General features: G+C 60.0%; 23 protein-coding genes, 2 tRNA genes and 1 pseudogene. 8 read left to right on the top strand and 18 right to left on the bottom strand.

Features of this window, described 5'->3' with window-relative positions; all coding sequences use genetic code 11:
• Positions 1-534 precede the first annotated feature (534 nt).
• The 7 genes from DBP26_RS10710 to DBP26_RS10680 all read right to left on the bottom strand — a co-directional run bounded on the left by DBP26_RS10710 (position 535) and on the right by DBP26_RS10680 (position 6,112).
• On the bottom strand, positions 535-1,344 hold the full coding sequence (locus tag DBP26_RS10710; RefSeq protein WP_108237550.1) for a hypothetical protein: 810 nt from the start codon (positions 1,342-1,344) through the stop codon (positions 535-537).
• A 110-nt stretch (positions 1,345-1,454) separates the two neighbouring features.
• A tRNA-Thr gene (locus tag DBP26_RS10705) sits at positions 1,455-1,530 on the bottom strand.
• A gap of 294 nt (positions 1,531-1,824) precedes the next feature.
• Positions 1,825-3,027 carry a methyltransferase gene (locus DBP26_RS10700; protein WP_108237563.1) on the bottom strand — a complete coding sequence of 401 codons (1,203 nt, stop codon included), beginning with the start codon at positions 3,025-3,027 and terminating at the stop codon, positions 1,825-1,827.
• 97 nt (positions 3,028-3,124) lie between these two features.
• Complete coding sequence (locus DBP26_RS10695; protein WP_108237549.1) at positions 3,125-3,814, bottom strand: ABC transporter permease; 690 nt, start codon at positions 3,812-3,814, stop codon at positions 3,125-3,127.
• On the bottom strand, positions 3,811-4,506 hold the full coding sequence (locus tag DBP26_RS10690; protein WP_108237548.1) for an ABC transporter permease: 696 nt from the start codon (positions 4,504-4,506) through the stop codon (positions 3,811-3,813). Before DBP26_RS10690 ends, DBP26_RS10695 begins: the two co-directional genes overlap by 4 nt.
• A 60-nt stretch (positions 4,507-4,566) precedes the next feature.
• On the bottom strand, positions 4,567-5,325 hold the full coding sequence (locus DBP26_RS10685) for an ABC transporter substrate-binding protein (protein WP_108237547.1): 759 nt from the start codon (positions 5,323-5,325) through the stop codon (positions 4,567-4,569).
• A 13-nt stretch (positions 5,326-5,338) separates the two neighbouring features.
• Positions 5,339-6,112 (bottom strand): ABC transporter ATP-binding protein, encoded by a 774-nt coding sequence (locus DBP26_RS10680; RefSeq protein ID WP_108237546.1) that lies wholly within the window; start codon positions 6,110-6,112, stop codon positions 5,339-5,341.
• A gap of 416 nt (positions 6,113-6,528) precedes the next feature.
• Here DBP26_RS10680 and gabP point away from each other — a divergent pair, with 416 nt between their 5' ends.
• The gene (gene gabP / locus DBP26_RS10675; protein WP_108237545.1) at positions 6,529-7,920 is read left to right on the top strand and encodes a GABA permease; all 1,392 of its coding nucleotides are present in this window, start codon (positions 6,529-6,531) and stop codon (positions 7,918-7,920) included.
• 123 nt (positions 7,921-8,043) lie between these two features.
• On the opposite strand, the gene DBP26_RS10670 is transcribed toward gabP, so the two are convergent.
• The 6 genes from DBP26_RS10670 to DBP26_RS10645 form a co-directional block, all read right to left on the bottom strand.
• Positions 8,044-8,595, bottom strand: a complete 552-nt coding sequence (locus DBP26_RS10670; protein WP_256601528.1) for a cytochrome b/b6 domain-containing protein — start codon at positions 8,593-8,595, stop codon at positions 8,044-8,046.
• A gap of 87 nt (positions 8,596-8,682) precedes the next feature.
• Positions 8,683-9,186: a hypothetical protein gene (locus tag DBP26_RS10665; protein WP_108237543.1), complete on the bottom strand. Its 504-nt coding sequence runs from the start codon at positions 9,184-9,186 to the stop codon at positions 8,683-8,685.
• A gap of 147 nt (positions 9,187-9,333) precedes the next feature.
• Positions 9,334-9,409: transfer RNA gene (locus DBP26_RS10660), tRNA-Phe, on the bottom strand.
• Positions 9,410-9,511: 102 nt separating this feature from the next.
• Positions 9,512-9,784: an oxidative damage protection protein gene (locus DBP26_RS10655; RefSeq protein WP_108237542.1), complete on the bottom strand. Its 273-nt coding sequence runs from the start codon at positions 9,782-9,784 to the stop codon at positions 9,512-9,514.
• Positions 9,781-10,848 carry an A/G-specific adenine glycosylase gene (gene mutY / locus DBP26_RS10650; RefSeq protein WP_108237541.1) on the bottom strand — a complete coding sequence of 356 codons (1,068 nt, stop codon included), beginning with the start codon at positions 10,846-10,848 and terminating at the stop codon, positions 9,781-9,783. Before mutY ends, DBP26_RS10655 begins: the two co-directional genes overlap by 4 nt.
• Positions 10,849-10,991: 143 nt before the next feature.
• Complete coding sequence (locus DBP26_RS10645) at positions 10,992-13,220, bottom strand: AsmA family protein (protein WP_108237540.1); 2,229 nt, start codon at positions 13,218-13,220, stop codon at positions 10,992-10,994.
• Positions 13,221-13,609: 389 nt separating this feature from the next.
• Between DBP26_RS10645 and DBP26_RS10640 the strand changes: the two genes are divergently transcribed.
• The 6 genes from DBP26_RS10640 (at position 13,610) to hisF (ending at position 18,741) form a co-directional block, all read left to right on the top strand.
• Entirely contained in the window at positions 13,610-15,271 is a 1,662-nt protein-coding gene (locus DBP26_RS10640; RefSeq protein WP_108237539.1) for an OFA family MFS transporter, read from the top strand.
• A 248-nt stretch (positions 15,272-15,519) separates the two neighbouring features.
• On the top strand, positions 15,520-16,113 hold the full coding sequence (gene hisB / locus DBP26_RS10635; RefSeq protein ID WP_108237538.1) for an imidazoleglycerol-phosphate dehydratase HisB: 594 nt from the start codon (positions 15,520-15,522) through the stop codon (positions 16,111-16,113).
• Entirely contained in the window at positions 16,113-16,751 is a 639-nt protein-coding gene (gene hisH / locus DBP26_RS10630) for an imidazole glycerol phosphate synthase subunit HisH (RefSeq protein ID WP_108237537.1), read from the top strand. The genes hisB and hisH overlap by 1 nt, the downstream gene beginning before the upstream one ends.
• Entirely contained in the window at positions 16,751-17,008 is a 258-nt protein-coding gene (locus tag DBP26_RS10625) for a DUF2164 domain-containing protein (RefSeq protein ID WP_108237536.1), read from the top strand. Before hisH ends, DBP26_RS10625 begins: the two co-directional genes overlap by 1 nt.
• Before the next feature lie 104 nt (positions 17,009-17,112).
• On the top strand, positions 17,113-17,850 hold the full coding sequence (gene hisA / locus DBP26_RS10620) for a 1-(5-phosphoribosyl)-5-[(5-phosphoribosylamino)methylideneamino]imidazole-4-carboxamide isomerase (RefSeq protein WP_108237535.1): 738 nt from the start codon (positions 17,113-17,115) through the stop codon (positions 17,848-17,850).
• 120 nt (positions 17,851-17,970) lie between these two features.
• Positions 17,971-18,741, top strand: a complete 771-nt coding sequence (gene hisF, locus DBP26_RS10615) for an imidazole glycerol phosphate synthase subunit HisF (RefSeq protein WP_108237534.1) — start codon at positions 17,971-17,973, stop codon at positions 18,739-18,741.
• On the opposite strand, the gene DBP26_RS10610 is transcribed toward hisF, so the two are convergent.
• Entirely contained in the window at positions 18,742-20,256 is a 1,515-nt protein-coding gene (locus DBP26_RS10610; RefSeq protein ID WP_108237533.1) for a serine protease, read from the bottom strand.
• 304 nt (positions 20,257-20,560) lie between these two features.
• Between DBP26_RS10610 and DBP26_RS10605 the strand changes: the two are divergent.
• Positions 20,561-21,238: pseudogene (locus DBP26_RS10605) on the top strand (ABC transporter substrate-binding protein); the annotation flags it as partial.
• A 120-nt stretch (positions 21,239-21,358) separates the two neighbouring features.
• On the opposite strand, the gene DBP26_RS10600 reads toward DBP26_RS10605, so the two are convergent.
• The 4 genes from DBP26_RS10600 to gpmI all read right to left on the bottom strand — a co-directional run bounded on the left by DBP26_RS10600 (position 21,359) and on the right by gpmI (position 26,527).
• Positions 21,359-22,165 carry a divergent polysaccharide deacetylase family protein gene (locus DBP26_RS10600; protein ID WP_108237532.1) on the bottom strand — a complete coding sequence of 269 codons (807 nt, stop codon included), beginning with the start codon at positions 22,163-22,165 and terminating at the stop codon, positions 21,359-21,361.
• A 1-nt stretch (position 22,166) separates the two neighbouring features.
• Positions 22,167-23,498, bottom strand: coding sequence for a S41 family peptidase (locus DBP26_RS10595; protein ID WP_108237531.1), 1,332 nt, complete (start codon positions 23,496-23,498; stop codon positions 22,167-22,169).
• Between the two features lie 30 nt (positions 23,499-23,528).
• A complete protein-coding gene (locus DBP26_RS10590; protein ID WP_108237530.1) occupies positions 23,529-24,839 on the bottom strand; it encodes a murein hydrolase activator EnvC in 1,311 nt (436 codons plus the stop codon).
• A 140-nt stretch (positions 24,840-24,979) separates the two neighbouring features.
• Entirely contained in the window at positions 24,980-26,527 is a 1,548-nt protein-coding gene (gene gpmI, locus DBP26_RS10585; protein ID WP_108237529.1) for a 2,3-bisphosphoglycerate-independent phosphoglycerate mutase, read from the bottom strand.
• Between the last annotated feature and the right edge of the window lie 52 nt (positions 26,528-26,579).

The following is a 26,579-nucleotide window of genomic DNA, read 5'->3' as shown; positions in this document are numbered from 1 at the left end:
TATCTCGCCGAAAAGTGTCCACCATGTCTCCGCACACGTGTCCACCATGTCTCCGGTCTATACAGGGGGCTAAATGGGTCTTTTTCTGCACCCTGCCGCCTGCCCTGCGTAGCGCTTTATGAGGGCTTCCTGCATGGAAAGCCTCCAGAACCCTGCGGAAGTAGGGGGTGCTATCGAGCCCCTCGGACCCTTGATCCTCCAAGACGGCTGGCGTTTTCTCGGTTTGACCCACGGAAAAAGGTAAGTCGTAAAAAATGGATTGCTCAATGGCTACACCCCGCGTGCGATGCTGCGGTCAGCCATTGCCTAGCTTTGGCATAATTGAGTGATTTGAGCTCTAAAACGTCTAGGTGATTGATTTAATACAGATCTTTGCGGGTTTCATGGGGCATATCGAATTAATTACCTAAAGTATCGGTTTCCGAGGGCCAACCTGAAAACGCGGTGGTGTGCTCCGATGACAGCTGCGAACCAAGTCTGCATCGCTGGTCACTCACATCTGAAGTTCCACACAAATGCTTGAGCAGCATGGGTTCACTCCAACGCGTCCAAATAGAGGCTCTTGGGATATCTACGTCGGGATGCCCAGCTACTCGCAGCCCATGTGGCGACGAAACCGCTAACAACCCCTAGTAAGGCGGACGCGGAAGAATCGACCCTAGGAGTCACAGCGAGAAAATCGGGGTGCGGACCGAAAAGCCCAAGCGAAAAGCCAGCTGCCGCCAACGCTATTGGCGAGAGAATGAAGGCAAGAATCTTGGATACGGCCCTGTTTTTTGCCATGCGCTGATTTGGACGCTTGAATTGCCCCAGGCTTTGAAAACCTTGCGGGAGCCCTTTAAGCGTACCCAGTAGGCGGGGCTTGCGTTCAGTGCTGGTGTGCAGTACCTCAATAACCGCGCCGTCTTTCGCATCAAGAAAATCGAAGGTCAACAGCGCTTCATTCGGCGATTCCGCGTCATCAAGCTTGAAGTCGATTACATCTCGACTCGTCTTCAATATCGAGGCCGAGAGAATGTGCCCGTCCTTTCCAACCTGTAATCGGAGTGGATCTTTGTTGACGATGTCGCTTCGAGAGATTGTGTTTTCGCCATCATTCCAGATGATGATTACTGTCTTAGTCAGTCTTGGAATGCTGATGCCGTTGTACTGGACAGCTATTGCTGGTGGAAGCTTATCGGAGGTACTCCCGAGCAGGTGCTCGCCCAGGTGCACGTAAGTAAACTTGGTTCGCCGCCGTGTCCACAGATAAGTTAAAACCGCAAACGCCAAGCCGACGATGGCTAGTAGGCCACCCAGCCATGCGAACCCCAACACTCGCAGCAGATTATCAATCCAGTCCATAGACGATCCCTCGAAGACTGCAAGTGCTTGAGCCGAGAACTTGTTACGTGTGTTGTTACGTGGAACACGAAAAACAAAGGGCCTGCATCGCTGCAAGCCCTTGTTTTGTATGGTGCCGGCACCAGGAGTCGAACCCGGGACCTACTGATTACAAGTCAGTTGCTCTACCAACTGAGCTATACCGGCGTGTGGGCGCTGATTATAGGGATTTGGTCTGTCGAGTAAAGCCTTAATTTCAGTTTTTTTGCGTGGCTTATGCCTGACCACGATGATCGTTATTCACAAAGCGTGGTTTTGCAGGCCGATGAGCGGTGGGTTTGTGGAAGCATTCTCATTTGTTCGCAAGCTATTGTTTTTCCGAGCGATTCGCCGCTGCTTAAAAAATGAACAAATTGTGAAATGGCGCGCAGGCTAGGATTTATGTGCGCACGGCGGTAAACCATCAACAGAGTTATCCACAGGGCACGGCGGGCGAGACGGTTACATCCGCTCGGCGAGGATGAGCAGATTTCTCGGTGTGACGTGGCTCTCGCAGAACGTGCCGATACGGACTTCGTAGTCGCGCTGTTGCAGGTACAGGGCGCGGTCGAGGGTGAGCCAGAGTTCGAGGGGGCGGCGAAAGAGGTTGCGCAGCAGTTCGAGGTTGCGCACTTCGGCCAGCCGCTGCCAGCCTGCGGCTTCCAGCGTGTCCCAGTTTTGGGCACCGGGAGCGGGGAGTGCCTTGAGTGCGGCGAGGTCGCGACAGTAGTCGGCGAAGGGTTTTTCCAGCCAGGCGCTGGGCAGGGAGGGGGTCGGCAAATAGTGGTCGATGCCGCGCAGTTGGCGTTGCAGCAGGTCGAAGCCCAAACGGCGCGCCATCGAAGCGTCGCGCTGACGGCGGACGCGGGCCCCTGCGGTCACGGTTTCGCTGAGCGGCAGGCCGAGGTCGTCTGTGGACAGGGTGAGGGGAGAGGCCAAGCCTTCGGCGGACAGCGGTTGGTAGCGTTCGCCGGCGATGCGGTTGTAGCAGCATGGGGCGATGGCCATCTGTTGGCAGCGGGCGTCGCTGGCCAGTTGCATGAGCCGCACGTGCAAGTCGCCGCAGGCATGGAGGGCGACTGGGGTGTGATGCGCGGCAAGGCGGGCGGCGGCGCTGTCGGCCATGACCTCCTGTTGCAGGTGCAAGGCGTTGATGCCGAGCTTGCGGCTGAGCAGACGGCCGGCCTCGACCAGGTTTTCATCGTATTCGAAGCAGGTCAGGGCTTGGCCGTCATGGGCAAGGCGTCTACCGAGATGGCCTTTGCCGGCGCACCAGTCGAGCCAGTGGGTGGGCGTTTGGCGAAAGCTCAAGCGGCTGGCGAAGGCTTCGATCTGTTGCCATTTGCGACCGGGTACGTCGACGCTCATTCGCGATCCGCGGGCGGCGAGGGCGTGGCTGGGGAACGTGTCGACTTCGCTCAGTGCCCGAGATTGCCTGGCAAGCTGTGCGAAAGGGGCGGGGGCGTCCAGGCATTCTGGATGGTTGTGGGCAGCTTCGGCGTCTGCCAACGACCGCTGGCGCAGCCAGGTGGACAGTTCGGGGTGCTGGGCTTCCCACGGTAAGCGGCGCTGGGTGAAGGGTTTTGGTCGCCACAGGTGCTCGTGCTCACGCAGGAAGGCGTCGAGGGCGAGGAAGCGAGGTGTGAGATCGGCGGCGAGCAGCATGGTGTGAGCGGCGGTTTGTGGCGGTGGGGTGAAGCTTACGGGCTTTACCCCGTGGGCGGCAGCCTTGGCGAGCACCGCCACCCCACGAACCTCCCGATCAGACGCCTTGGTGGGCGTCCACCCGCAGACGCCGCTCCAGCCATTTGAAGCCTTGCACCAGAGCGAACGACATCACCAGGTAAATCATCCCCGCGATGAAGAAGGTTTGTTCCGGCATGTAGGTCCGGGCGTTGATGGTTCGGGCCATGCCGGTGATGTCGAGCAGGGTCACGGTGCTGGCCAGGGCGCTGGCCTTGAGCATCAGGATGACCTCGTTGCTGTAGGCCGGCAGGCCGATGCGCGCGGCGCGGGGCAGGATGATGTAAAGCAGCGCCTTGCTTTTGGACATGCCCAGCGCACGCGCCGCTTCGACTTCTCCGGGCGGCACGGCCTGAATCGCGCCGCGCAGGATTTCGGCAATGTAGGCCGTGGTGTGCAGCGTCATGGTCAGCGCTGCGCAGAAGAACGGCTCGCGCAGGTAAGGCCACAGCAGGCTTTGCGTGACCGCTTGGAACTGCGCCAGCCCGTAATAGACGAGGAACAGTTGCACCAAGAGCGGTGTGCCGCGAAAGAAGAAGATGTAGGCGAAGGGCAGGGCGCGCACGTAAGGGTGACGCGAGGCGCGCGCGATACCCAGCGGAACTGCCAGGATCAGCCCGCATACAACGGCGATCGCCACCAGCTCCAGTGTCAGGGCCGCGCCTTGTAGCAACTTGGGCAGCCATTTGAGGACGAATTCCCAACTCATGCTGCGCGCCTCACGAAACCGACCGCTGCCCGTCGCTCCAGCCATGCCAGGCCCAGCATCGACACGGCGGTCATGCCCAGGTACATGAACGCTGCAACCATATAAAAGGTGAACGGCTGCCGGGTGGTGGTGACGGCGATCTGCGCGTGGCGCATGACTTCTTCCAGGCCGATGACGGAGACCAGCGCGGTGTCCTTCATCAGAATCATGAACAGGTTGCCCAGCCCCGGCAGGGCGATGCGCCACATCTGCGGCATGACCAGCTTGATGAAGATGCGCGGGCCCGAGAGCCCCAGCGCCAGCCCGGCTTCACGATGGCCTTTGGGGATGGCCAGCATGGCGCCGCGAAACACCTCCGTGGCGTACGCGCCGAAGCACAGGCCCAAGGCAATCACGCCTGCGGCGAAGGCGCTGAGGGACAGGTTGGGAATGCCGAACACATGGCCGATGGCGCGCATTGCGTTGACCGTGCCGAAGTAGATCAGCAACACCCAAAGCAATTCAGGGATGCCGCGCACCAACGTCGAGTAGCTGCTGCCGAGCCAGCGCAGGGCCCGATTGGACGAGGTTTTGGCCAATGCGCCCAGCAGGCCGAGCACTAAACCCAGGCACAGCGCCGACAGCGCGAGTTGAATGGTCATCAGCACACCGGCAGCAAGGGCGGGGCCGAATCCTTGGAGATCGAGGTTCATTGTGTTGTTTCGTTAGGCAGCGGCCCCGCCCTGCGAGGCATGGCGGGGCGGCCTGGGCAGTCAGAGGATGCTGAAAGGGAAGTACTTGTCGTTGATTTTTTTGTAGGTGCCGTCTTCGATGATTTCTTTCAGCGCGGTGTTCAAGCGCTCGCGCAGCGGATCACCCTGGCGGACGGCAATGCCGATCTTGTCCTCGCCGAACATGGGTTCGCCCTTGAATTCGAAGTTTTTCCCCTCATCGCTTTTCAGCCATTCGTAGCTGGCGTACTTGTCGCCAAGCAAGGCATCCACTCGGCCGGAAGCCAGGTCAAGGAAGGCGTTTTCCTGCGAGTCGTAGAGCTTGATCGTGACATCGTCGCCCCAGTTGTCTTCCAGCCAGGTGCCAGACAGGGTTGCCCGTTGTGCACCGATGGTCTTGCCTTTCAGCGCTTCTTTGATGGCGTCGTTGTTGGCGCCGAGATTACTGGCCTTGGGCGCGATGAACTGCAACTTGTTCGAATAGTAAGGGTTGGTGAAGTCGACGGCTTGCTTGCGCTCTTCGGTGATGGACATCGAGGAGACGATGAAGTCGAACTTCTGTGCGTTCAGGGCCGGGATAATCCCGTCCCAATCGGAAGTGACCACTTCGCAGGTGACTTTCATCTTGGCACACAAGGCATTGCCGATTTCAACGTCAAAGCCCACCACTTGGCCGCTGGCGTCCTTGTTGTTGAACGGCGGGTACGCGCCTTCGATGCCCATCTTGAGGGTTTCGGCAGCAAAAGCGCTGGAGGTCGCCAACAGAAGCGCGGCCGCCAGGAAGGATTTCAGGGTCTGCATCGATATTGCTCCGTTAGCGATTGCTGGACATGAATTGTTTGCAGCGCGCCGACTGCGGGTCGTCAAAAACCTGCTGGGGCGAACCTTGCTCCTCCACTCGCCCCTGATGCAGGAACACCACCTCGCTGGACACCTGCCGGGCGAACTTCATTTCATGCGTGACCATCAGCATGGTCCGGCCTTCTTCGGCCAAGCCGCGGATCACGCCAAGCACTTCCTGCACCATCTCCGGGTCGAGCGCAGAGGTCGGCTCGTCGAACAGAATGACTTTAGGCTGCATTGCCAGTGTGCGGGCGATGGCCACGCGCTGCTGCTGACCGCCGGACAACTGGTTCGGGTAGGCATGGCGCTTGTCAGCCATGCCCACTTTGGCCAGCAATCCTTCCGCGACATCACAGGCCTCGGCCCTGCTCTGGCCCAACACCCGGCGTGGCGCTTCGATGATGTTGTCCAGAACGGTCATGTGGGGCCACAGGTTGAAGTTCTGGAAGACGAAACCGATCTCGCTGCGCAGGCGATTGATCTGACGATGGTCAGCGGCAATCAGTTCACCCCTGCGCGAGGCTTTGAGTTTGAGGGCTTCACCGGCGACGAGGATTTCACCGTTGTGCGGGTTTTCCAGCAGATTGATGCAGCGCAACAAGGTGGATTTGCCTGAACCCGATGAGCCGAGAATCGAGATGACGTCGCCGTCGCGTGCGGTCAGAGAGACGCCTTTGAGGACTTCCAGCGCTCCATAGCGTTTATGCAGGTTGCGAATTTCGAGGGCGGGCGCGGCATGAGCCATGTCGGGTCCTTACAGTTTCAATGCTGTTCACGCACGTTGAGCGGTATGGCCGTGCGCAAAAAGGGCGCGATGGTGCCAGCTTTAAACGCCGTGTGGAAGGCTATTTCGGCCAGCACGGCGATGGAAGGTCGGATCTGTGCGCTTATTTGGTGCTTTCTGTCGCCTCCTGTGTATTTTCGGTGCGACAAAACGTCTCTATCCTGTAGCACTCGGTAACACTCTCTTCAGAAATGTTGAAAGGTCATTTCTCTCAAGCACTTACCGAAAGCCCCTGCAGCGGGCATATCCACGCGCGACGTCGCTTTTGAGCTGTATTGGCGTAGTTCTTGCGTAAAAAATAAATAACAGGGCTGTTGCGATCTTTTTACGCGGGTCGCAAACCGCTCTGATCCGTACAAATTTTAAAGGTTGCTTACATGAGCACTACCCGAAATTCTTCAAACCTCGATCAGGGGCTCAAACCGCGCCATATCACCATGCTGTCCATCGCGGGCGTGATTGGCGCGGGTCTGTTCGTCGGTTCCGGACACGCCATCGCTGAAGCGGGCCCAGCGGTTTTGCTGGCCTATGCCGCAGCCGGCACGCTCGTGGTGCTGGTCATGCGCATGTTGGCCGAGATGGCAGTGGCGTCGCCCGACACCGGCTCGTTCTCAACCTATGCCGACCGCGCGATCGGCCACTGGGCCGGTTTCACGATCGGCTGGCTGTACTGGTGGTTCTGGGTACTGGTGATTCCATTGGAAGCCAACGCCGCCGCGACGATTCTTCATGCCTGGTTTCCGAACGTCGCGATCTGGGCATTCACATTGGTGATCACGCTGGTACTGACCGCCACCAACTTGTTCAGCGTCAAGAACTACGGAGAGTTCGAGTTCTGGTTCGCACTGATCAAAGTCCTGGCAATTATCGGCTTTGTGATTTTGGGCATGGCCGCTGTATTCGGCCTGCTGCCGAACAGCCAGGTCAGCGGCGTCAGCCACTTGTTCGACACCCAAGGCTTCATGCCCAACGGGATGGGCGCCGTGCTGGCTGCCATGCTGACGACCATGTTTTCGTTCATGGGCACCGAAATCGTCACCATCGCTGCGGCTGAGTCGAAAAACCCCGGCGAGCAAATCACCAAAGCCACCAACTCGGTGATCTGGCGGATCTGCCTGTTCTACCTGGTGTCGATTTTCCTGGTCGTCGCGCTGGTGCCTTGGAATGACAGTCGCCTGGCGCAGGTGGGTTCTTACCAGACCGTGCTCGACCTGATGGGCATTCCGAATGCCAAGCTGATCGTCGATCTCGTGGTGTTGGTGGCGGTGACGAGTTGCCTCAACTCGGCGCTTTACACCGCTTCGCGCATGCTCTTTTCCCTTGGGAAGCGTGGCGATGCCCCGGCCGTTTCGCAGCGCACCAGCAAGGCGGGTACGCCTTATTGGGCCGTTCTGCTGTCCACAGCCGCGGCGTTCGCCGCCGTGTTCGCCAACTACGTCGCCCCTGCCGCGGTGTTCGACTTCCTGCTCGCCAGCTCCGGCGCCATTGCACTGCTGGTGTACCTGGTGATCGCCGTTTCGCAACTGCGCATGCGTCGCAAGCGTGAAGCCGAAGGCCAGGCCATCGCATTCCGGATGTGGCTGTTCCCAGGGCTGACTTGGTTGGTGATCGTTTTCATCGTCGCGGTCCTGACGGTCATGCTGTTTCAGGAAGCGCATCGCATGGAAATCATCGCGACGGGGCTGCTCAGCATCCTGGTGGTCGCCGCAGGCCTGATCGTGTCGAATCGTCGCAAGGCGGTGAAGGCAGGCAAGGTAGTGCTCAATTGAGCTGATTGAGCGGGCGTTGCCTGAGCAGAAAGAGCGGCTGCCTTCAGCATGAAGGTGGCCGTTTTTTTTGAGGCACCGTTCTCTGGATAGGCGAATAGCAGGTCAAGGAGGCGCGGTGCCTTGTTATCGGCTCAAACGCATTCTGTCGAGAATTGGTTTGCCGCGCAGTTGATGCAGCACCACTGCTCCCAAATGCAACGCCACAAGTCCCGCGAGAATCGCGCACAGCACGTGATGCAGTTCGTGCAGCTCCAGCAGCGCTATCTTCGAATGGATCAACTGAGGCAGAGGCACGAGGTCCAGCAGCAACACAGGGTGGCTCATCATCAACACGCCAGTGATCAGTACGCCGGTCACCGCTGCGTAGATCGCCGTATGGGCAACGCTGGCGAGGCGTTCCTGTGTCGTGGTGCGCGGGTGCGCCGGGCTTGCCTTGATGGCCAGCCACAAGCGCCAGGCGAAGAAGGGGATGAACAGGCTGGTGATCTGTGGATTGAACGACTCGACCCATTGCCGGAACGGATCGGTGGGGGCCAGCAGCACGACGCCGAAGCCGCTGAACGTGGCCCACAGAATAATCGCCGCCGACAGCCAGTGCAGGAAAATTCGGGGCTTGGTGTAGGTGCCCGCTCTATCGAAAGCCGGAATGGATGAGGGGGAACGAGGGAATTTCACAACGGTAGCCTTAGTGAGAAGGAATTGCATTCTCGTGATGGCGCAAAGCTACCGTCTTGATCGGGGTCATGTAAATCAAAAAACGGCTTAAAAGCGACGGCTTCCGTCTCGCGCGTTCTTGCGCTCCAGGATTTGCGAGGCCTCGCCATAGGCTTTCTGAAAGGTCTCGCTGCCAATCCATTCCACGGCGGTGTCTTCGTCTTCGTCGTAAAAAATGCCGCGGTAGGTGATCAGCAGCCCCATCATGAAGTCGGTGGCCGGTTCCTCGTCTTCCTCGTCTTCCTCGGCGATGACCAGTTCCAGCACCGGGTACTGCAGGAACACGACGCACATCGCCAGCAGGCTGATGCCTTCGGCTTTCTTCATGGCTTCGAACAGGTCGTCGAAATCCGCAGGGTCGAAGCCATTTTCTTCGATGTCCTTGAAATCGAACGTACTCAGGTCAATGGCTACGTCATCGAAGGGTTCGTCGACGAAGGCATGATTCAGCACCGGATGCACGACGTTCTGTTTGCCCTTGCCGGAACGGTTTTGCTTGGCCTTGGCTTTGGCGCGCTGGGCACGTTTTTGCTGTTTGTCTGCGGAGGCCATGCAAGTGGGTCCTTTGGTGGGCAAGGGAGGCGGGCTATGAAAACCCAAGCCGGTCGATTTGCCAAGCTGGGGCCGGAAGAGTTGGCCGAGAATTGCGCCCAATAAAAAACCCCTGAATCTTTCGATGCAGGGGTCTTTCGGTATTAGTGGTGCCCAGAGACGGAATCGAACCGCCGACACGGGGATTTTCAATCCCCTGCTCTACCGACTGAGCTATCTGGGCAACGGGGCGCATTAGACGTGTTTTTCCGGAGGGCGTCAAGCGTGTCGTTGAAAAAAATTTGAATTATTTCCTCCGCTTACGATGGATGCCGCCCGCGCGGGGTCATTCGGAAGGAGGAACGTAGCCTTCGGCCTTGGCGTATTCCTCTCCAGAGAGGTACTTGTCCATTTCGGTTTGAAGGAATTTGCGGTCGTCGGCGTTCATCATGTTCAGGCGGCGCTCGTTGATCAGCAGCGTCTGGTGTTTCTGCCAATCGGCCCAGGCCTTCTGAGAGACGTGGTTGTAGATGTCTTCACCTTTGGCCCCAGGGTAGGGCGGGCGCTCCAGGCCAGGCAGTTCTTCTTTGTATTTGCGGCACATTACGGTGCGGGTCATGACGGTTCTCCTGCATTCAATACGTCGGCTGCGTGTTTCAGCAGTTTCTTCACCGGGGCGGCGAGGCCCAGGCGCGGCGGGGTGGCGAGGTTATACCAGAGCCAGTCGTCCTCGGCCACGTGATGGGCGGACTCCTCGACGCGGACCAGCCAGGGCTCGATGGTGAGCTGAAAATGGCTGAAGGTATGAACCAGCCCGGGTAGCGCCTGCGGGGCGCCCATCTCCAGCGCGTGTTGATCGGCGAGGTGTTGCATGTCGTCGATCTCGTCCAGTTGCGGCAAGCTCCACAGTCCACCCCACAGGCCGGACGATGGGCGGCGGTACAACAGAATTTCGCCTTCGCGGTTGGCGAAGATCGGCATCAGTGTGCGTTTCTGCGGAACCACCTTGCGTGGCTTGGGAACGGGGTAGCGTGTCTCCAGGCCAAGCATGTGGGCTTCACAGCCGCGCTCCAGCGGGCAAAGCAGGCAACTGGGTTTGCTGCGTGTGCAGAGCGTGGCGCCAAGGTCCATCATGGCCTGAGTGTAGTGGTTGACGCGGGCTTGGGGCGTGAAGCGCTCCGCGGTTGCCCACATCTGCCGGGCCACTTTCGGATCGCCCGGGTAGCCCTCTTGCGCGGTGAAGCGCGCCAGCACCCGTTTGACGTTGCCGTCCAGAATCGGGGCGCGCAGGCCCATGCTGATGCTGGCGATCGCCCCGGCGGTGGACTGCCCGATACCCGGCAACGCGGTGAGCTTTTCTACGTCACGCGGGAATTCTCCGCCGTGCTCGGCGACGATAATTTTCGCCGCCTTTTGCAGATTGCGGGCGCGGGTGTAGTAGCCCAGCCCGGTCCACAAGTGCAGCACCTCATCTTCCGGTGCTTCGGCCAGCGCTTGAACCGTGGGCAAAGCGTCCATGAAGCGGTCGAAGTAGCCGAGGACGGTGCTGACCTGCGTCTGTTGCAGCATGATTTCCGATACCCAGACGCGGTATGGCGTGATGTCGTGTTGCCAAGGAAGGTCATGGCGGCCGTGACGGTCGTACCAGTCAAGAACGGCGGAGGAGAACTGCTCGGGTTGCATCATGGTTCCGGTGTTCAGGGAATATAGGTTAGCGACTGTGGGAGCGCGCTTGCCCGCAATGCGATAGATCAGGCACTCAATCGGCGTCTGATAGACAGCTATCGCGGAGCAAGCGCGCTCCTACAGAGTTTCGCGGTTGGCTGTTACCGCTTGAACAATCCCTTGATGGCATCCTTGAGCTCGGGACTGACCTTGTCCCCCAGCTTTTCATCGATCTTGTCGCCGATGCGGTCGGTGGCCAGCTTCGCGGCGACCTTGCCCAGCCCTTCGTTATCCAGCCGACAGGCTTTGGCGCCCAGCTCCAGCGGGCCGCGGCAGAGAATCGGCCATTCGATCCCCACGAAGCGTGGGTTCACTTCGCAGGCGGGATCCGGCATGTCGCTCTTGTCGCCTTCGATAATCACGCCGACGCGGTAATTCATGCCCAGTACCCGCAGGTCGATGTCGCCATCGCCGTTGACGGTCAGCCCCGGCGTGCGCACCTTCAGGTCCGGGTTGCTGGCCACGCCGTTGCGGAACACCAGATTGCCATTGAGTTGTTGAAACGGGGTGTCCTTGCCCCGTGGCTCGCCGCTCAAGGTTTTGCGATTGAGCACTGAAATGCCGCGGCAGAGCTGCTGCTCGAGATTGGCGTTGACCAGTACGCCATCGTTGAGTGCGAAGTTGGCCGTGCCGTTGAGGCTTTCGACCAAGGCTTTTTCACTGTTGCCCTTGGCGGTCACATCGCTGTTCAGCGTCAGCCGCCCCCGCAAGGGAGGCGTCGTGCCTTGGCTCTGGATGAAATGCTCGACCGGTACCCGGACGATGCGCGTCTGCACGGCAGCCAGCGGTACTTCCGGGCGCACGTCGAGGTTGCCTTTGACTTCGAAATTGCCGTTGTAAAGTTCACCGCGCAGGCTGTCGACGGTGACCACACCGTCTCGCGCCGAGGTTTTCAGGGCCGCGTTCTGGATAGGCAGCTTTTCCACGGTCAGCTTGCCAAAGCTCAGGTCCGCATCGACGTCCAGTTTGCGCATGCGCTCCAGTGGCAGCAGGCGTGTGTCGCTCCACGCCCCCTGTGTGGGCTGGTTGGGCAGAGGCGAAGTGCCCGAGGCGGCCATGGCCTCGGCCTCGCCACTCTGGACCTCGGATTTGCGCGCAGCGCCAGCGGCTTTTGCCTGTTCGCTCTGTGGCGGGCGATAGCGGTCGGCGTCGAAGGTATCGGCCTTGAGTTGCAGCCGCAGCGATTGCCGCGCGAAGTCCTCCACGGCCGCATGGCCGGTAATGGTGCTGTCGTCCAGTCGCAGGGTCAGGTCATCTAGGGACACACTGTTCTGAGTGGCGGCGATGCGGCTGACCATTTCCAGCCGGGTCAGGCTGTTTTCACCCAGTGTGGGTGCCGCCTGGCCAATGCTGTCGAGGAACTCACGCAGGTTGAACTGGGCGATGGAGATACCGCCGCTCAGTTGAGGCGCCTTGTCCAGATCGCGCACACGCAATTCGCCCAGCGCGCGCAATTGGTTGGCGGACAGCTTGAGGTTGGTCCACTCGGCGACGTTGGCCGACATATCCGCTAACAATTGACCTTGTGCGGAAAAGCTCAGCGTCTTGCCTTGCAGGGGATCGCCAGCGGCCTCCCCAGAGAAGCGCATGTCGTCCAGTTGATAGCGTTTGAGGGCACGGTCGAAGCGCAACTTGCCGGTTAACTCCGTCTTGGTGCGCACCACAGGCTGATTGGTGCTGAGAAAGGCCGTCAGTTTGATCGGGATGTCCGTGGCGTTGTGGACTGGCCCGGTGCTCAGTTGAATGCTTTCGGCGGTGAATTGCCGGGCCTTCTGGATATCGTTGAAATCGACGCGTGCGTTATTCACCGTCAAGCTGTCGATGTCCAGTTTGAGGGGCTGCCAACTGCGTTCCGGGCGGGCGCTCGCGTCGGGTGCGGGTTGGGCCGCAGGCGTGGAGGGCTGCGTCGGGTTGGCCGCGGCAGCGGGCGTCTTGCCGATGTCCTCCCAGTTGCCATGGCCGTTTTCGTCGCGGGTCAGCATCAGGTTCAGGCCTTCCACCCGAACGTCACTCATCTGCACTTCTTTGCGCAGCAGCGGCAGGACGCGTACCGACAGCCCCAGCATTTGCAGGTCGGCAAAGGGTTTGGTCGGCTCGGTCAGTGTCGCCACACTGGCGTCATGCAGCTCCAGGCCCAGCCAGGGGAACAGGCTCCAGCCGATGTCGCCGTTAAGGGTCAGTTCGACATGGGCCCGGTCGCGTACCAGTTTGCGAATCTCGTCTTTGTAGTCGTTGGGATCAAACAGATGGGTCAAGGCAAAGCCGAGAGCCACGATGATCAGCAACAGCCCGAGAATGAAGAGTCCCAGGATTTTGCCGAACGCTTTCATGGGCGAGTCCTTTAATCGATTCGTTCAAAATTTAGCCCGCGAGTATAGCGTTCTCACGCAGGCGCCGGGCCTCGTTCGACCTTGCGCAGTGGCCAGGTAAAGGTACGCGGAACTGGGACAGCAGGAAATTCCGGTCATTCGCCGAGCGTACGCAGGGCTTTTCATGGCGTGATCGCATGACAGACGGCATAAAAAAGGTAGTAGCAGAATGCTTTATGTCACGTTGCAAATGCTAATCTCTCGCCGTTCGCGAAATACTTGCGTCGAATTGTCACGTTATGAGGCCGTTCTGCCGATAAAGCTTCCGATGCATGTGGCGTCAAGAGAAGTGGCAGAGCCGTTGCCGTGGTTCTGGCGTGGCACAACTATAAATAGGGGCAAAACAAACAATGACTACGAGCACTGCTCTGGGCGGCACTGTCGCTCAGCCTGCGTTCTTGTCCAAAGAACGCATCATTGCCAAGCGTGGCTTCAATCGATGGCTGGTTCCGCCAGCGGCACTGGCGATCCATTTGTGTATCGGCATGGCCTACGGTTTCTCGGTGTTCTGGCTGCCGCTGTCCAAGGCAATCGGCATCAAGACGGCCGTGGCCTGCTCGCCGGACATGGGGTTCTTCGAACAGGTCTTCTCGTCCAGCTGTGACTGGCCGATTTCGATGCTGGGCTGGATCTACACCCTGTTCTTCATCTTTCTGGGTTGCTCGGCGGCCATCTGGGGTGGCTGGCTGGAACACGCAGGCCCACGTAAAGCGGGTGTCGTGTCGGCATTGTGCTGGTGCGGCGGCTTGCTGATCTCGGCGCTGGGTGTCTATACCCACCAGATCTGGCTGATGTGGATTGGCTCGGGCGTGATCGGCGGTATCGGTCTGGGCCTGGGGTACATCTCGCCTGTTTCGACCCTGATCAAATGGTTTCCGGACAAGCGCGGTATGGCGACCGGCATGGCAATCATGGGCTTCGGCGGCGGCGCCATGGTGGGTGCGCCACTGGCCACCGCGCTGATGGGCCACTTTGCTACGCCTGACAGCGTGGGCGTGTGGCAGAGCTTCGTCGCCATGGCCGCGATCTATTTCGTGTTCATGATCGGCGGCGCCCTGGCTTACCGCGTTCCGCCAACCGGCTGGAAGCCTGAAGGCTGGACCGCGCCGGCAAAGAAAACCAACAGCGCGATGATCACCAACCGTCACGTGCACGTCAGCGTGGCATGGAAAACTCCGCAGTTCCGCCTGGTGTGGCTGGTGCTGTGCCTGAACGTTTCGGCAGGTATCGGCATCCTCGGCATGGCTTCGCCCCTGCTGCAGGAAGTGTTTGGCGGCAAACTGCTGGGGACCGATCAGGGCTTCGCACAACTGGACGCCTCGCAACTGGCGGCCATCGCGGCCATCGCGGCGGGCTTTACCGGCCTGTTGAGCCTGTTCAACATCGGCGGTCGTTTCTTCTGGGCGTCGTTCTCCGACTACATCGGCCGTAAAGCCACGTACTTCGTGTTCTTCGCGCTGGGCTTCCTGCTCTACGCATCGGTGCCGACGCTTGGCCACTTGGGCAGCGTTGCGCTGTTCGTCGCGGCGTTTTGCGTGGTGCTGTCGATGTACGGCGGGGGTTTCGCCACCGTTCCGGCTTACTTGGCGGACCTGTTCGGTACGCAAATGGTAGGCGCGATCCACGGTCGTCTGTTGACGGCCTGGGCTGCCGCGGGCGTGCTGGGCCCGGTGTTGGTGAACTACCTGCGCGAGTATCAGCTCAGCCACGGTGTGGCGCGGGCTGACGCCTACGACATCACCCTGTACATCCTCGCCGGTCTGCTGGTGCTGGGCTTCATCTGCAACATGCTGGTGCGCCCGGTGGCCGACAAGTACTTCATGACCGACGAAGAGCTGAAAGCCGAACAGGCGATTGGCCACGATGCAGGCGCTGACCACACCACCTCGCTGGAGTGGAAGGCCGACGCAGGCACCAAGCCGCTGGCCATTCTCGCCTGGCTGGCGGTGGGTATCCCACTGGCGTGGGGCGTATGGATCACGCTGCAGAAAACGGCAGTGCTGTTCCATTAAGGCTGTTCGCACACGCTAAAGCTGTAGGAGCGCGCTTGCCCGCGATGGGGCCGTGTCAGACGCTGAAAACGTCACAGGCACATCGCCGTCCCGGGCAAGCGCGCTCCTGCGATGCGGGGGTGTTCGTGTCTTGTACAGACATGTCTACCTGCGTCATCCCGTCTACCATCCCACGTCTCGTGTTTCTGTTTCCCTGCCACACGCCTATAATGTCCGCCTTTTCGCCCAATGATTTTGCGGAGCTGGTGATGGCCGAACGTAAAGCGTTCGTCGAGCGCGACACCCTGGAAACCCAGGTCAAAGCCTCGATCAACCTGGATGGCACCGGAAAGGCCCGATTCGATATCGGTGTGCCTTTTCTTGAACACATGCTCGACCAGATCGCCCGTCACGGGCTGATCGACATCGAACTCGATTGCAAAGGCGACCTGGAAATCGACGACCACCACACCGTGGAGGACGTCGGCATCACCTTGGGCCAGGCGTTCAGCAAAGCCATCGGCGACAAGAAAGGCATTCGTCGCTACGGCCACGCCTATGTACCGCTGGACGAAGCGCTGTCGCGCGTCGTCATCGACTTCTCGGGCCGTCCTGGCTTGCAGATGCACGTCCCTTACACTCGCGCCACGGTGGGCGGCTTCGACGTGGACCTGTTTCAGGAGTTTTTCCAGGGCTTCGTGAACCACGCCAACGTGACCTTGCACATCGACAACCTGCGCGGGCACAACACCCACCACCAGATCGAAACCGTGTTCAAGGCCTTTGGCCGCGCGCTGCGCATGGCCGTGGAGCTGGATGACCGCATGGCCGGGCAGATGCCATCCACCAAGGGCGTGCTGTAATGCAGACCGTTGCCGTTATCGACTATGGCATGGGCAACCTGCATTCGGTGGCCAAGGCGTTGGAGCACGTCGGCGCCGGTCGCGTGTTGATCACCAGTGATGCCGACGTGATCCGTGAAGCCGATCGCATCGTGTTTCCCGGTGTCGGCGCGATCCGCGATTGCATGGCCGAAATCCGCCGTCTGGGCTTTGACGCCCTGGTGCGTGAAGTCAGTCAGGACCGCCCTTTCCTGGGCATCTGCGTCGGCATGCAAGCCCTGATGGACCGCAGTGAAGAGAACGACGGCGTCGATTGCATCGGTCTGTTTCCCGGTCAGGTGCGTTTCTTCGGCAAGGACCTTCACGAAGACGGCCAGCACTTGAAGGTGCCTCACATGGGCTGGAACGAAGTCGAGCAGTCGGTGGATCACCCCCTGTGGCACAGCATCCCCGACAAAGCCCGGTTCTACTTCGTGCACAGCTACTTCATCGACTCGCCGCACCCGCGGCAGATCGTCGGCCGCGGTCATTACGGTCGTGACTTCGCTGCCGCGCTGGCGGACGGTTCGCGGTTCGCCGTGCAGTTCCACCCCGAGAAGAGCCATACCCACGGCCTGCAACTGTTGCAGAACTTCGCCGCGTGGGACGGCCGCTGGTAATGAGCCGCAAGAACAAGGCGCCGATCCTGACCCTGACGCCCGAACAGGAGAGCGAAGCGTGTCACCAGATCAAGCGTTTCATGGAGGACCGCTTCGAATTGGCCCTTGGCACGTTCGAAGCGGCGGAAATCCTTGAGTTGTTCACCCGTGAAATCGCGCCGCACTATTACAACCGAGCGATTTTCGATGCCCAGGCGCTGTTGAAAGAGCGTTTTGAAATCCTCGAAAGCGACATCTGGTCGCTCGAAAAAAACTGAGGGCAGCGACGAGCTCAACGCTTAAAGCTGCAAGACTGATCCACGCGTGCCTGCTTGCAGCTCACCGCTTGCAACTTGCTGCTCTTGTGACGAAGGAAAAGCTGATGCTGATCATCCCCGCTATCGACCTTAAAGACGGCGCCTGCGTGCGTCTGCGCCAGGGCCGCATGGAAGATTCCACGGTATTCTCCGATGACCCGGTCAGCATGGCTGCCAAATGGGTCGACGGTGGCTGCCGCCGCCTGCATCTGGTCGACCTGAACGGCGCGTTCGAAGGCCAGCCGGTCAACGGGGAAGTGGTCACGGCCATCGCCAAGCGCTACCCGAGCCTGCCGATCCAGATCGGTGGCGGCATCCGTTCGCTGGAGACCATCGAGCACTATGTCAAAGCGGGCGTAAGCTACGTGATCATCGGTACCAAGGCGGTCAAGGAGCCTGAATTCGTCGCCGAAGCCTGTCGTGCGTTTCCAGGCAAAGTCATCGTCGGCCTGGACGCCAAAGACGGTTTCGTTGCCACAGACGGCTGGGCGGAAGTCAGCTCGGTCCAGGTGATCGACCTGGCCAAGCGTTTCGAAGCTGACGGCGTCTCGGCCATCGTCTACACGGACATTGCCAAAGACGGAATGATGCAGGGCTGCAACGTCCCGTTCACTGCAGCGCTGGCGGCAGCCACGAAAATCCCGGTGATTGCGTCGGGCGGCATCCACAACCTGGGCGACATCAAGGCGCTGCTGGATGCCAAGGCGCCGGGCATCATCGGTGCTATCACCGGCCGCGCGATCTATGAAGGCACGCTGGACGTCGCAGAAGCCCAGGCGTTCTGTGATCGGTACGCGGTCTGATTTGTAGGAGCGCGCTCGCCCGCGATGGCGGTGTGGCTGTGACATTCATGGCTGCTGATACAACGCTATCGCGGGCAAGCGCGCTCCTGCAGGTGTTCCAAATTTCAGAGGTTGACCCCAATGGCCCTCGCCAAACGTATTATTCCCTGCCTGGATGTCGACAACGGTCGCGTGGTCAAGGGCGTGAAGTTCGAAAACATCCGCGATGCCGGTGATCCGGTAGAAATTGCCCGTCGTTACGATGAGCAAGGCGCGGACGAAATCACCTTTCTCGACATCACCGCCAGCGTGGATGGCCGTGATACCACGCTGCATACCGTCGAGCGGATGGCCAGCCAGGTCTTCATCCCGTTGACCGTCGGCGGCGGCGTACGCACCGTTCAGGACATTCGCAACCTGCTCAATGCCGGCGCCGACAAGGTGTCGATCAACACCGCTGCGGTGTTCACTCCTGAATTTGTGGGCGAAGCGGCTGCGCGTTTCGGTTCGCAGTGCATCGTCGTGGCCATCGACGCCAAGAAAGTCTCCGGCCCCGGCGAGACCCCGCGCTGGGAAATCTTCACCCACGGCGGTCGCAAACCGACTGGTCTGGACGCCGTCGAGTGGGCGAAGAAGATGGAAGGTCTGGGCGCGGGTGAAATTCTGCTGACCAGCATGGATCAGGACGGCATGAAGAACGGTTTCGACCTGGGCGTGACCCGCGCGATCAGCGATGCGCTGGGCATTCCGGTCATCGCGTCGGGTGGCGTGGGCAATCTCCAGCACCTCGCCGATGGCGTGCTGCAAGGCCACGCGAGCGCGGTGCTGGCGGCGAGCATCTTCCACTTCGGCGAATACACCGTGCCGGAAGCCAAGGCGTTCATGGCGCAGCAAGGGATTGTCGTTCGCTGATCACGGCTCGAGTAGATCGGTGCGCGGCAGTGATGCCTGTTTCGACAAGTCGTGGGCTTTTGAGCACAGCTTGATGGGCAATTCCGATGCTTCGAAGGTTTTCGCGCCCTCGAAGTGGGGCGTGTAACCTTCCTGCTCATCGCAGCGTACGGTATCGGGTGCCCCTGATTTGAATGTGTATACCCACAGCGATGGGGTGGAGAAGTAGGGCGTTACCCGATAACCCCCATCGTTCAGGCGATCAATCGTCAGTTCCGGCATGCGAGTCGGGCCTGCCGGTGCCAACTCCATCGCTATCACCACGGGCGTTTTCATCATTTCGCGGGCGGGTCGTTGCGCCTGCGATGTCACGCCGATGATGCACAGAAAGTGCATGCCCGCCTCAGGCCCGACTGGATCATCGATCAACGCGTTGGCAGCGTCGGCTGCATCGTTGTAGTAATGCGGGCTTTCGCATTCCGTGGCGCTGCGAGTGGCTTTGTAGCGATACATCGGGGTGTCCAGCGAGAACGGCCAGGACCAGGTCGGGAATACAGGGTTACCCTGTCGATCCAGTGTGATGCGTTGGTAGGTGTTAGGTGAATAATCGTCGCCAAGCGTCATTTCGAGCGTTGATCGAAGTATGCATTCTTGACCATCGGGGTTGAATTGACCTCGGACGAAGCACGATTGCAGCCCCATCGCAGGACTTGAGTATTGAGTATCCGCTGACCATGCCGGCTGGCCGGCCTTTATCTCGCAAGGCGCGTTGGTCTGGCAGCGGTTTTCTTCCTTGGCGAGGCCGGTCGATGTACTGAGCACCCCGACAATACGGTTTGAGCGGCGATCCAGCAGCGGGCTGCCGGAACTGCCCGGAGCGATTCCAGCGCAGCGGTGTTTGTAAAAGCCGCGAAAGACAAACACTTCCTCGACCAGATCCTCTTCGCCTTCGTAAGCACACAGCGACAGCCTCAGTCCTGGCGCGCTCTCGTGACCGGACGGCGCCCCGACGACCATCAGGTCCGTGCCATCGGTGGGTGGTCGAGGGCTCAGCTTCAAGGGCTCGATACCGAGATCCAGCAATTCCTGCAAGGGCGTTTTCAGTTCAATGAGGGCCAGGTCGGCGCCGCGCATGGTCGCTCTGACGATCTGTTTCAACTCGTGACGCTGCGTCCTGTGCATGTTGCCGAGAAAGTAGTCGAAATCGATATGCCCCTGAATCAGCGTGTCGCGGGTGAAATTGAGGCTGTGGCGGGTTGCGCAGTGCCCGCTGGTGAGGATATAGGCGGGCCCGGCGGCGTGGGTTGCTCCGTCACGCGAGTCGATCAGTGCGCCTGTGCAGCGCGACCTTTGCGAAGCCTGGTCGACGTGCAGACGCCCGATCGCGCGCCAGTGTTCGTGGCGACGCTGTGCATTATCGAGGGCGATGGCAGGAGAGCGGTTAGCCCCGCCTTCGCCGTAATCCTGGGCTTGGACCATGTGTGCTGACAAAAGCGTGATCATTGCGAACACATAGGCTGCTGTTCGATGTTGCATGGTGGTACCTGTCTTTAAAGTGAGGGCTTCCGCTCACGTTGTAAGCGGTCAGTGAAGCCCTCAATTAGTCAGACAAACGCTGTTCAGGGCGCATACATAGGTATCGCGTGCTCAAAAAAATACGCGATGCAATGAAGACTCTGGACAACGGCATTTGAGGTCCGCACTCTGTCCACAGCCATGGATAAGGAACAGCCGTATGCTTAAACCTGCTGCGTGTTTTCTCGCACTGTTCGTTTTGATGCCGAGTAAGGGGACGTATGCAGATGAACCGGCTATCGGTACGGGTGAAGGAAAAAGGACAGACTATTCAGTGGTGCTGCTCACTGAGAATTTCCCGCCCTACAACATGGCCATCGATGGCAAGAACTTCGCCCAGGAAAACAACATCCAGGGCATTGCCGTCGAGATCGTTCGCCAGACCTTCAAGCGTGCCGGGATCGGTTACAACATGACCCTGCGCTTCCCGTGGGACCGCATCTACAAACTGGCGCTGGAAAAGCCGGGTTATGGTGTATTCGTCACCGCACGTTTGCCCGAGCGCGAGAAGCTGTTCAAGTGGGTTGGGCCGATCGGGCCCGATGACTGGATCATGCTGGCGAAAGCGGACAGTCCGATCCGTTTGAATAACCTTGAAGACGCCCGGCAGTACCGAATTGGGGCCTACAAGGGCGACGCGATCGCCGAAGAACTGGGGCGGCAAGGCATGCACCCGATCACCGTACTCAGCGACAAGGACAATGCGAAAAAGCTCATCGATGGCCAGATCGATCTCTGGGCCACGGGAGATCCTGCGGGGCGCTATCTGGCGCGGCAAGAAGGGGTGACCGGACTCAAGACGGTGCTGCGCTTCAACAGCGCCGAACTGTTTCTGGCGCTGAACAGGGACACGCCCGATGAAGTGGTTCAGAAGCTACAAACGGCGCTGGATCAGCTGCGCAAGGAAGGGGTGGTCGACAGTATTCTCGCGAAATACCTTTGAGCCAAGACGCCTCTTGTAGGAGCGCGCTTGCCCGCGATTGCACTGGAGCAGCGACTTCATCGCCAAAATGACACACCGCAATCGCGGGCAAGTGCGCGCCTACAAGGGGTGGCGTTCAGCTCACCGATACACCCCATTCTTCCCATGCCCATCCATGGCCTGATTACCGCGCAACCCGATCATGTGACGCAGTTCGATCCATTCGATGCCTTGGCTTTTCAGCTTTGGCAGCTCCCGTTCCAGTACGTCCAGGGTCACGGGATAAGGATGGCCGATCATCACTGCCGAGCCTTGTTTGTGTGCCAGGCGGATTGCGCTCTGGAGCTGGCCGGTGATCGCTTCGGCGGTGCGCTCGTCATCCAGGAAAACATCCCGCGATAGGCTGGCCAGGCCGATCTTCTGCGCCTCTGCTGCAGCGACGGTTTTAGCGCTGGTACGGCTGTCGACGAAAAACAGATGCCGGCGTTGCAACTCACCGACCAGCCAGCTCATCGCCACCGGTTCGGCTGTCATGCGGCTGCCTTCATGGTTATTGATACCTGCCGCATAGGGCACCTTCAACAGCGCAGCGTTGAGCCGTGACTCAAGCTCCGTCAACGGCAGGTCCGGGCGCCAGGCATAAGGGCCGGTCGCCGGGTCCATGGGCATGTGCAACATGACCGTCTTGCCTGCCTTGTGGGCCTGGCGGGCGAAGTCGGTGGCGTGGGGCGTGTCCGGCATGATGGCCAGCGTCACCGGGCCGGGGAGGGCCAGCGCGCGGCTGTCTCGCTGCGGGCTCTGCCCCAGGTCGTCGATGATCAGGCTGATGTAGGCGACTTTCGAGGCGCTGGCGTCGGATGCGTCGGCGCGGGCCGCGTGGGCTGCACCGGTGATCGCGAACGTGAAAAGAACGAGGGCTCCCAGGAGCCCGGTCAACCGAGCGTGCATATCAATTGCCGCGTGTGACGCTCAAGCCCTTAAGCAGGCTGAGGGCCTGGTTCAACTGGTAGTCGTCGTCCTGTGGGCGCGCCTTGGCTGCTTTGGCTTTGGTGGTCGGACGGTCCGCACCGCCGTTGCCGTTGCCCAGATGCCCGAGCAGGTCGGCCTCTTTGTAGTTCTCGCCATCGGCTTCGGTGGTGACCTTGGCGCGTTTGACTTCGATGTCCGGGTTGATGCCTTGCGCCTGGATCGAGCGGCCGTTCGGCGTGAAATACAGCGCTGTAGTGAGCTTCAGCGCGCGGTCATTGGCCAGCGGCAGAACCGTCTGCACCGAGCCTTTGCCGAACGTATCGGTGCCCATCAGGATGCCGCGTTTCTGATCCTGCAAGGCACCGGCGACGATCTCCGAAGCGGAGGCGCTGCCACCGTTGATCAACACCACCAGAGGTGCGCCTTCGCTGGCATCGGCCGGGTCGGCGGAGAAGCGCAGTTCCGAGTTGGCGATGCGGCCCTTGGTGTAGACGATCAGGCCTTTCGTGAGGAAATGATCGGCCACTTCCACCGCTGCCTGCAGCACGCCGCCCGGGTTGTTGCGCAGGTCGAGGATCAACCCGTTCATCTTCTTGCCGTTGTCCTTGCGCAGCTTGGCCAATGCCTTGCCGACTTCTTCGCCGGTCTTGACTTGGAACTGCGTGATGCGGATGTAGCCATAACCCGGCTCCAGCATCTGCGCTTTCACGCTCTTGACCTGAATGGTGGCGCGGGCAAGGGTCACGTCGAATGGGTTGCCGCCGTCGCGCACCAGCGTGAGGGTAATCTTCTCGCCAATCTTGCCGCGCATCTTGTCGACCGCTTCCTGCATGGTCTGGCCTTGAGTCGGTGCGCCGTTGATCTTGACGATCAGGTCCCCTGCCTCGATGCCAGCCTTGGACGCAGGCGTGTCATCGATGGGCGAAACCACTTTGATGAAACCGTCTTCAACGCCCACTTCGATGCCCAGCCCGCCGAACTCGCCGCTGGTACTCTCCTGCAGTTCCTGGAAGTCCTCCGGCCCGAGGTAGGCGGAATGCGGATCAAGGTTGCTCAGCATGCCCTTGATGGCATTTTCCAGCAGGGTCTTGTCGTCCACCGGTTCCACGTAGGCGGCTTTGATCCGGTCCATCACTTCGGCGAAGGTGCGCAGCTCGTCGAGTGGCAGCGGTGCCTTGGCGTTAGCGGCAGTGGCGGACGCGGAGGCGGCAGGGGTCGCTGTCGGGGCGGCACCGGCAGCGAATGCCTGAGAGGCACCGATAACCACGGCGATAGTCAAGGCCAGCGAGGTGAGGCGGGACGAAAACAGCATGTCTTACGAACTCCTGAGTGAGGCGTCGACTTATCCTTGAGAGCGACACCATTGCGCCGGATCACTAGGGCGACCCTGCTGACGAATAGCGAAATACAGTGCCGGAGTGTCCTGGCCGCCACCGCTGTTGCCGACGGTGGCGATCGCTTCCCCGGCTTTTACAATGTCCCCAGCTTCTTTCAACAGACTCTGGTTGTGGCCGTACAAGCTCAGATAACCGTTTCCGTGGTCGAGAATGACCAGAAGGCCCGCGCCGCGCAACCAGTCGGCGAACACCACTCTACCGCCGTGCACGGCGTGTACCTGACTGCCTGCCGAGGCGCTGATCATGACGCCGTCCCATTTGGTTCGGTCATCGTCGCCACGGGATTCACCGAAACGCGCCAACAATCGACCATCGACAGGCCAAGGAAGTTTTCCCTTTGCCTGTTCAAAAGGTCCGCCATAGGACTGGCCTGCGCTGGAGACCAGCGCACCGGGCACTTTTGCAGGGCGCCGGGGCGCCTCGTCGCTGTCGCCTTGGCCACGGCTTTTCGCCAGCGCTTCCTGTTCACGCTGCCGCTTCTCGGCCTCCTGCTGGGCCAGCAGGGCTTTCTGACGCGCCTCTTCCGCTTCCCGCGCCTGGCGCGCGAGGGTTTCTTCGATGGTTTTCAGTACTTTCGTCAGGTCTGCCTGATCCTGCTGGCGCGCCTGAAGTTTCTGGTCGCGTGCCTTGTAATCCTGATTCAGCTTGGCAAGCGCCACCTGACGCTCCTGGCGCACCGTGTCGAGCTGAGCCTTTTGGTCTTCCAGCGAGCTTTTCTGGACCAGCAATTGTGCCTGTTGCAGGTCGATGTCTTTCTCGACTTCAGCCAGTTGCCGCAGGGTTTCGTTGAAGTTGCGCAGTTGCGTCAGGCGCGCCTGGCTCAGGTAGTCGTAGTAGGTCAGGGTGCGGGCGAATTTTTCGGGGTTTTGCTGATTGAGCAGCAGTTTGAGGTATTCCTGGCGGCCATTCTGGTAGGCGGCGCGAGCCTGGATAGCGATCAGGCGTTGCTGTTCAACGCGGGCGCTTTGGAGTTTTTTTTTCTCATCATCGAGCCGTTGTAGCTCGGCTTCGCTCTTTTTTAGTTCTTTTTGCAGGGCCTCCACCTGCTTTTCCAGCTTGCCCATTTCGGTTTCGGTGGAGCGCAGGTCTTTCTGTACGCCGGATTTCTCTTCCTGAAGCTGGCCCAAGGCCTTTTTCAGTTCGGCAATGTCCTGACGCGTGGCATCCAGCTGTTTTTGGGTCTGTGCGCGCTCGTCGTCGGCGAAGGCCGGATTGAGCAGACACATCAAAGCGAGGGCGATCAGGACGCGAAGCATGGAGTTGGGCGATACCGGGAGTGAGGACGGGCTTAGTATGCCCGCCGCAGGCTGCAAAAAAAACGCTCACAGGGCGCTGCTTTCAGACATTTCATACAAAAACCGGCCTGCCGAGGACGAGCAGACCGGTTTGCCCCGACTTATCTGGCGACCAGAATCGAGGTGCCGGTCATCTCTTTCGGGATTTCCAGGCCCAGCAGGGTCAGCATGGTCGGTGCCACATCCGCCAGCACACCGCCTTCGCGGACTTTTAGGTCGCGCTTGCCGACGTAGACGAACGGCACAGGTTCGGAGGTGTGCGCAGTGTGAGGTTGATGAGTGTGTTCGTCGGTCATCTGCTCGACGTTGCCGTGGTCCGCCGTGATCAATGCTTCCCCGCCGACTTTCTCCAGGGCATCGGTGATGCGGCCTACGCACACGTCCAGGCACTCGACGGCCTTGACTGCGGCTTCCATGATTCCGCTGTGGCCCACCATGTCGCCGTTGGCATAGTTGACGATGATCACGTCGTAACGCTGATTTTCGATGGCGTCGACGATCCGGTCGGTGACCTCCGGCGCGCTCATTTCCGGCTGCAGATCGTAAGTCGCCACTTTTGGTGACGGGATCAGGATGCGGTCTTCACCCTCGAACGGCTCTTCACGGCCACCTGAAAAGAAGAACGTCACGTGGGCGTACTTCTCGGTTTCGGCGATGCGCAGTTGCGTCTTGCCGTTTTTTGCCAGGTATTCGCCCAGCACGTTGTCCAGGCTGCCTTTGGTGAACGCGGCGGGGGCGGGGATGGATGCGGCGTATTCGGTCAGCATAACGTAGCCGGCCAGCTTCGGCTGACGGGCGCGCGCGAAGTCTTTGAAGTCGTCTTCGACGAACACGCGCGTCAGCTCACGGGCCCGGTCGGCGCGGAAGTTCATGAAGACCACTGCGTCGCCATCTTCGACCTTCACCGGCTCGCCAATGCGGGTGGCTTTGACGAATTCGTCGTTCTCGCCACGCTCGTAGGCCGCGTCCAGCCCCGCTTTTGGCGTTGCCGCCTGGAATTGCGCAGTGCTGTCGACGATCAGGTTGTAGGCCGACTCGACGCGGTCCCAACGGTTGTCGCGGTCCATGGCGAAATAACGGCCAATGATCGTCGCGGTACGACCTTTGCCCAAGCGACCGTAGGCCGCTTCCATGGTGTCGAGGTATTTGTGCGCGCTGCGTGGGGGAGTGTCACGGCCATCGAGGAACGCGTGCAGGTAAATCTTCTCGGCGCCACGCTTGGCTGCCAGTTCCACCATCGCCACCAGGTGATCTTCATGACTGTGGACCCCGCCATCGGACAACAGGCCCATGATGTGCACGGCCTTGCCCGCGCCGACCGCCTTGTCCACCGCCGTGCAGATGACCGGGTTCTCGAAGAACTCGCCGTCGCGGATCGCTTTGGTCACACGGGTGAAATCCTGATACACCACGCGGCCGGCACCCAGGTTCATGTGCCCGACTTCGGAGTTGCCCATCTGGCCGTCTGGCAGGCCGACATCCATCCCGGAGCCGGAGATCAGGCCGTTGGGCATGGTCTTGTACAGGCGATCGAAGGTCGGCGTCTTCTTGCTGGCGGTCGCTTCGTAGACCGCGTTGCCGTCGTGGCTGTCGCTGTGACCGAAGCCGTCCAGGATGATCAGAACCAGAGGTTTAGGCGTGGTAGTCATGAATCCCACTCTTGGCTAATAGGGTGAAGTAGAAAAAAGATCGACATCTTAA

The sequence above is a fragment of the Pseudomonas sp. RIT409 genome (genome assembly GCF_003052515.2).
In the GTDB taxonomy this organism is placed as follows: domain Bacteria; phylum Pseudomonadota; class Gammaproteobacteria; order Pseudomonadales; family Pseudomonadaceae; genus Aquipseudomonas.
The sequence above is the reverse complement of the archived record's forward strand: the minus strand, read 5'-3'. Positions and strand labels throughout refer to the sequence as shown.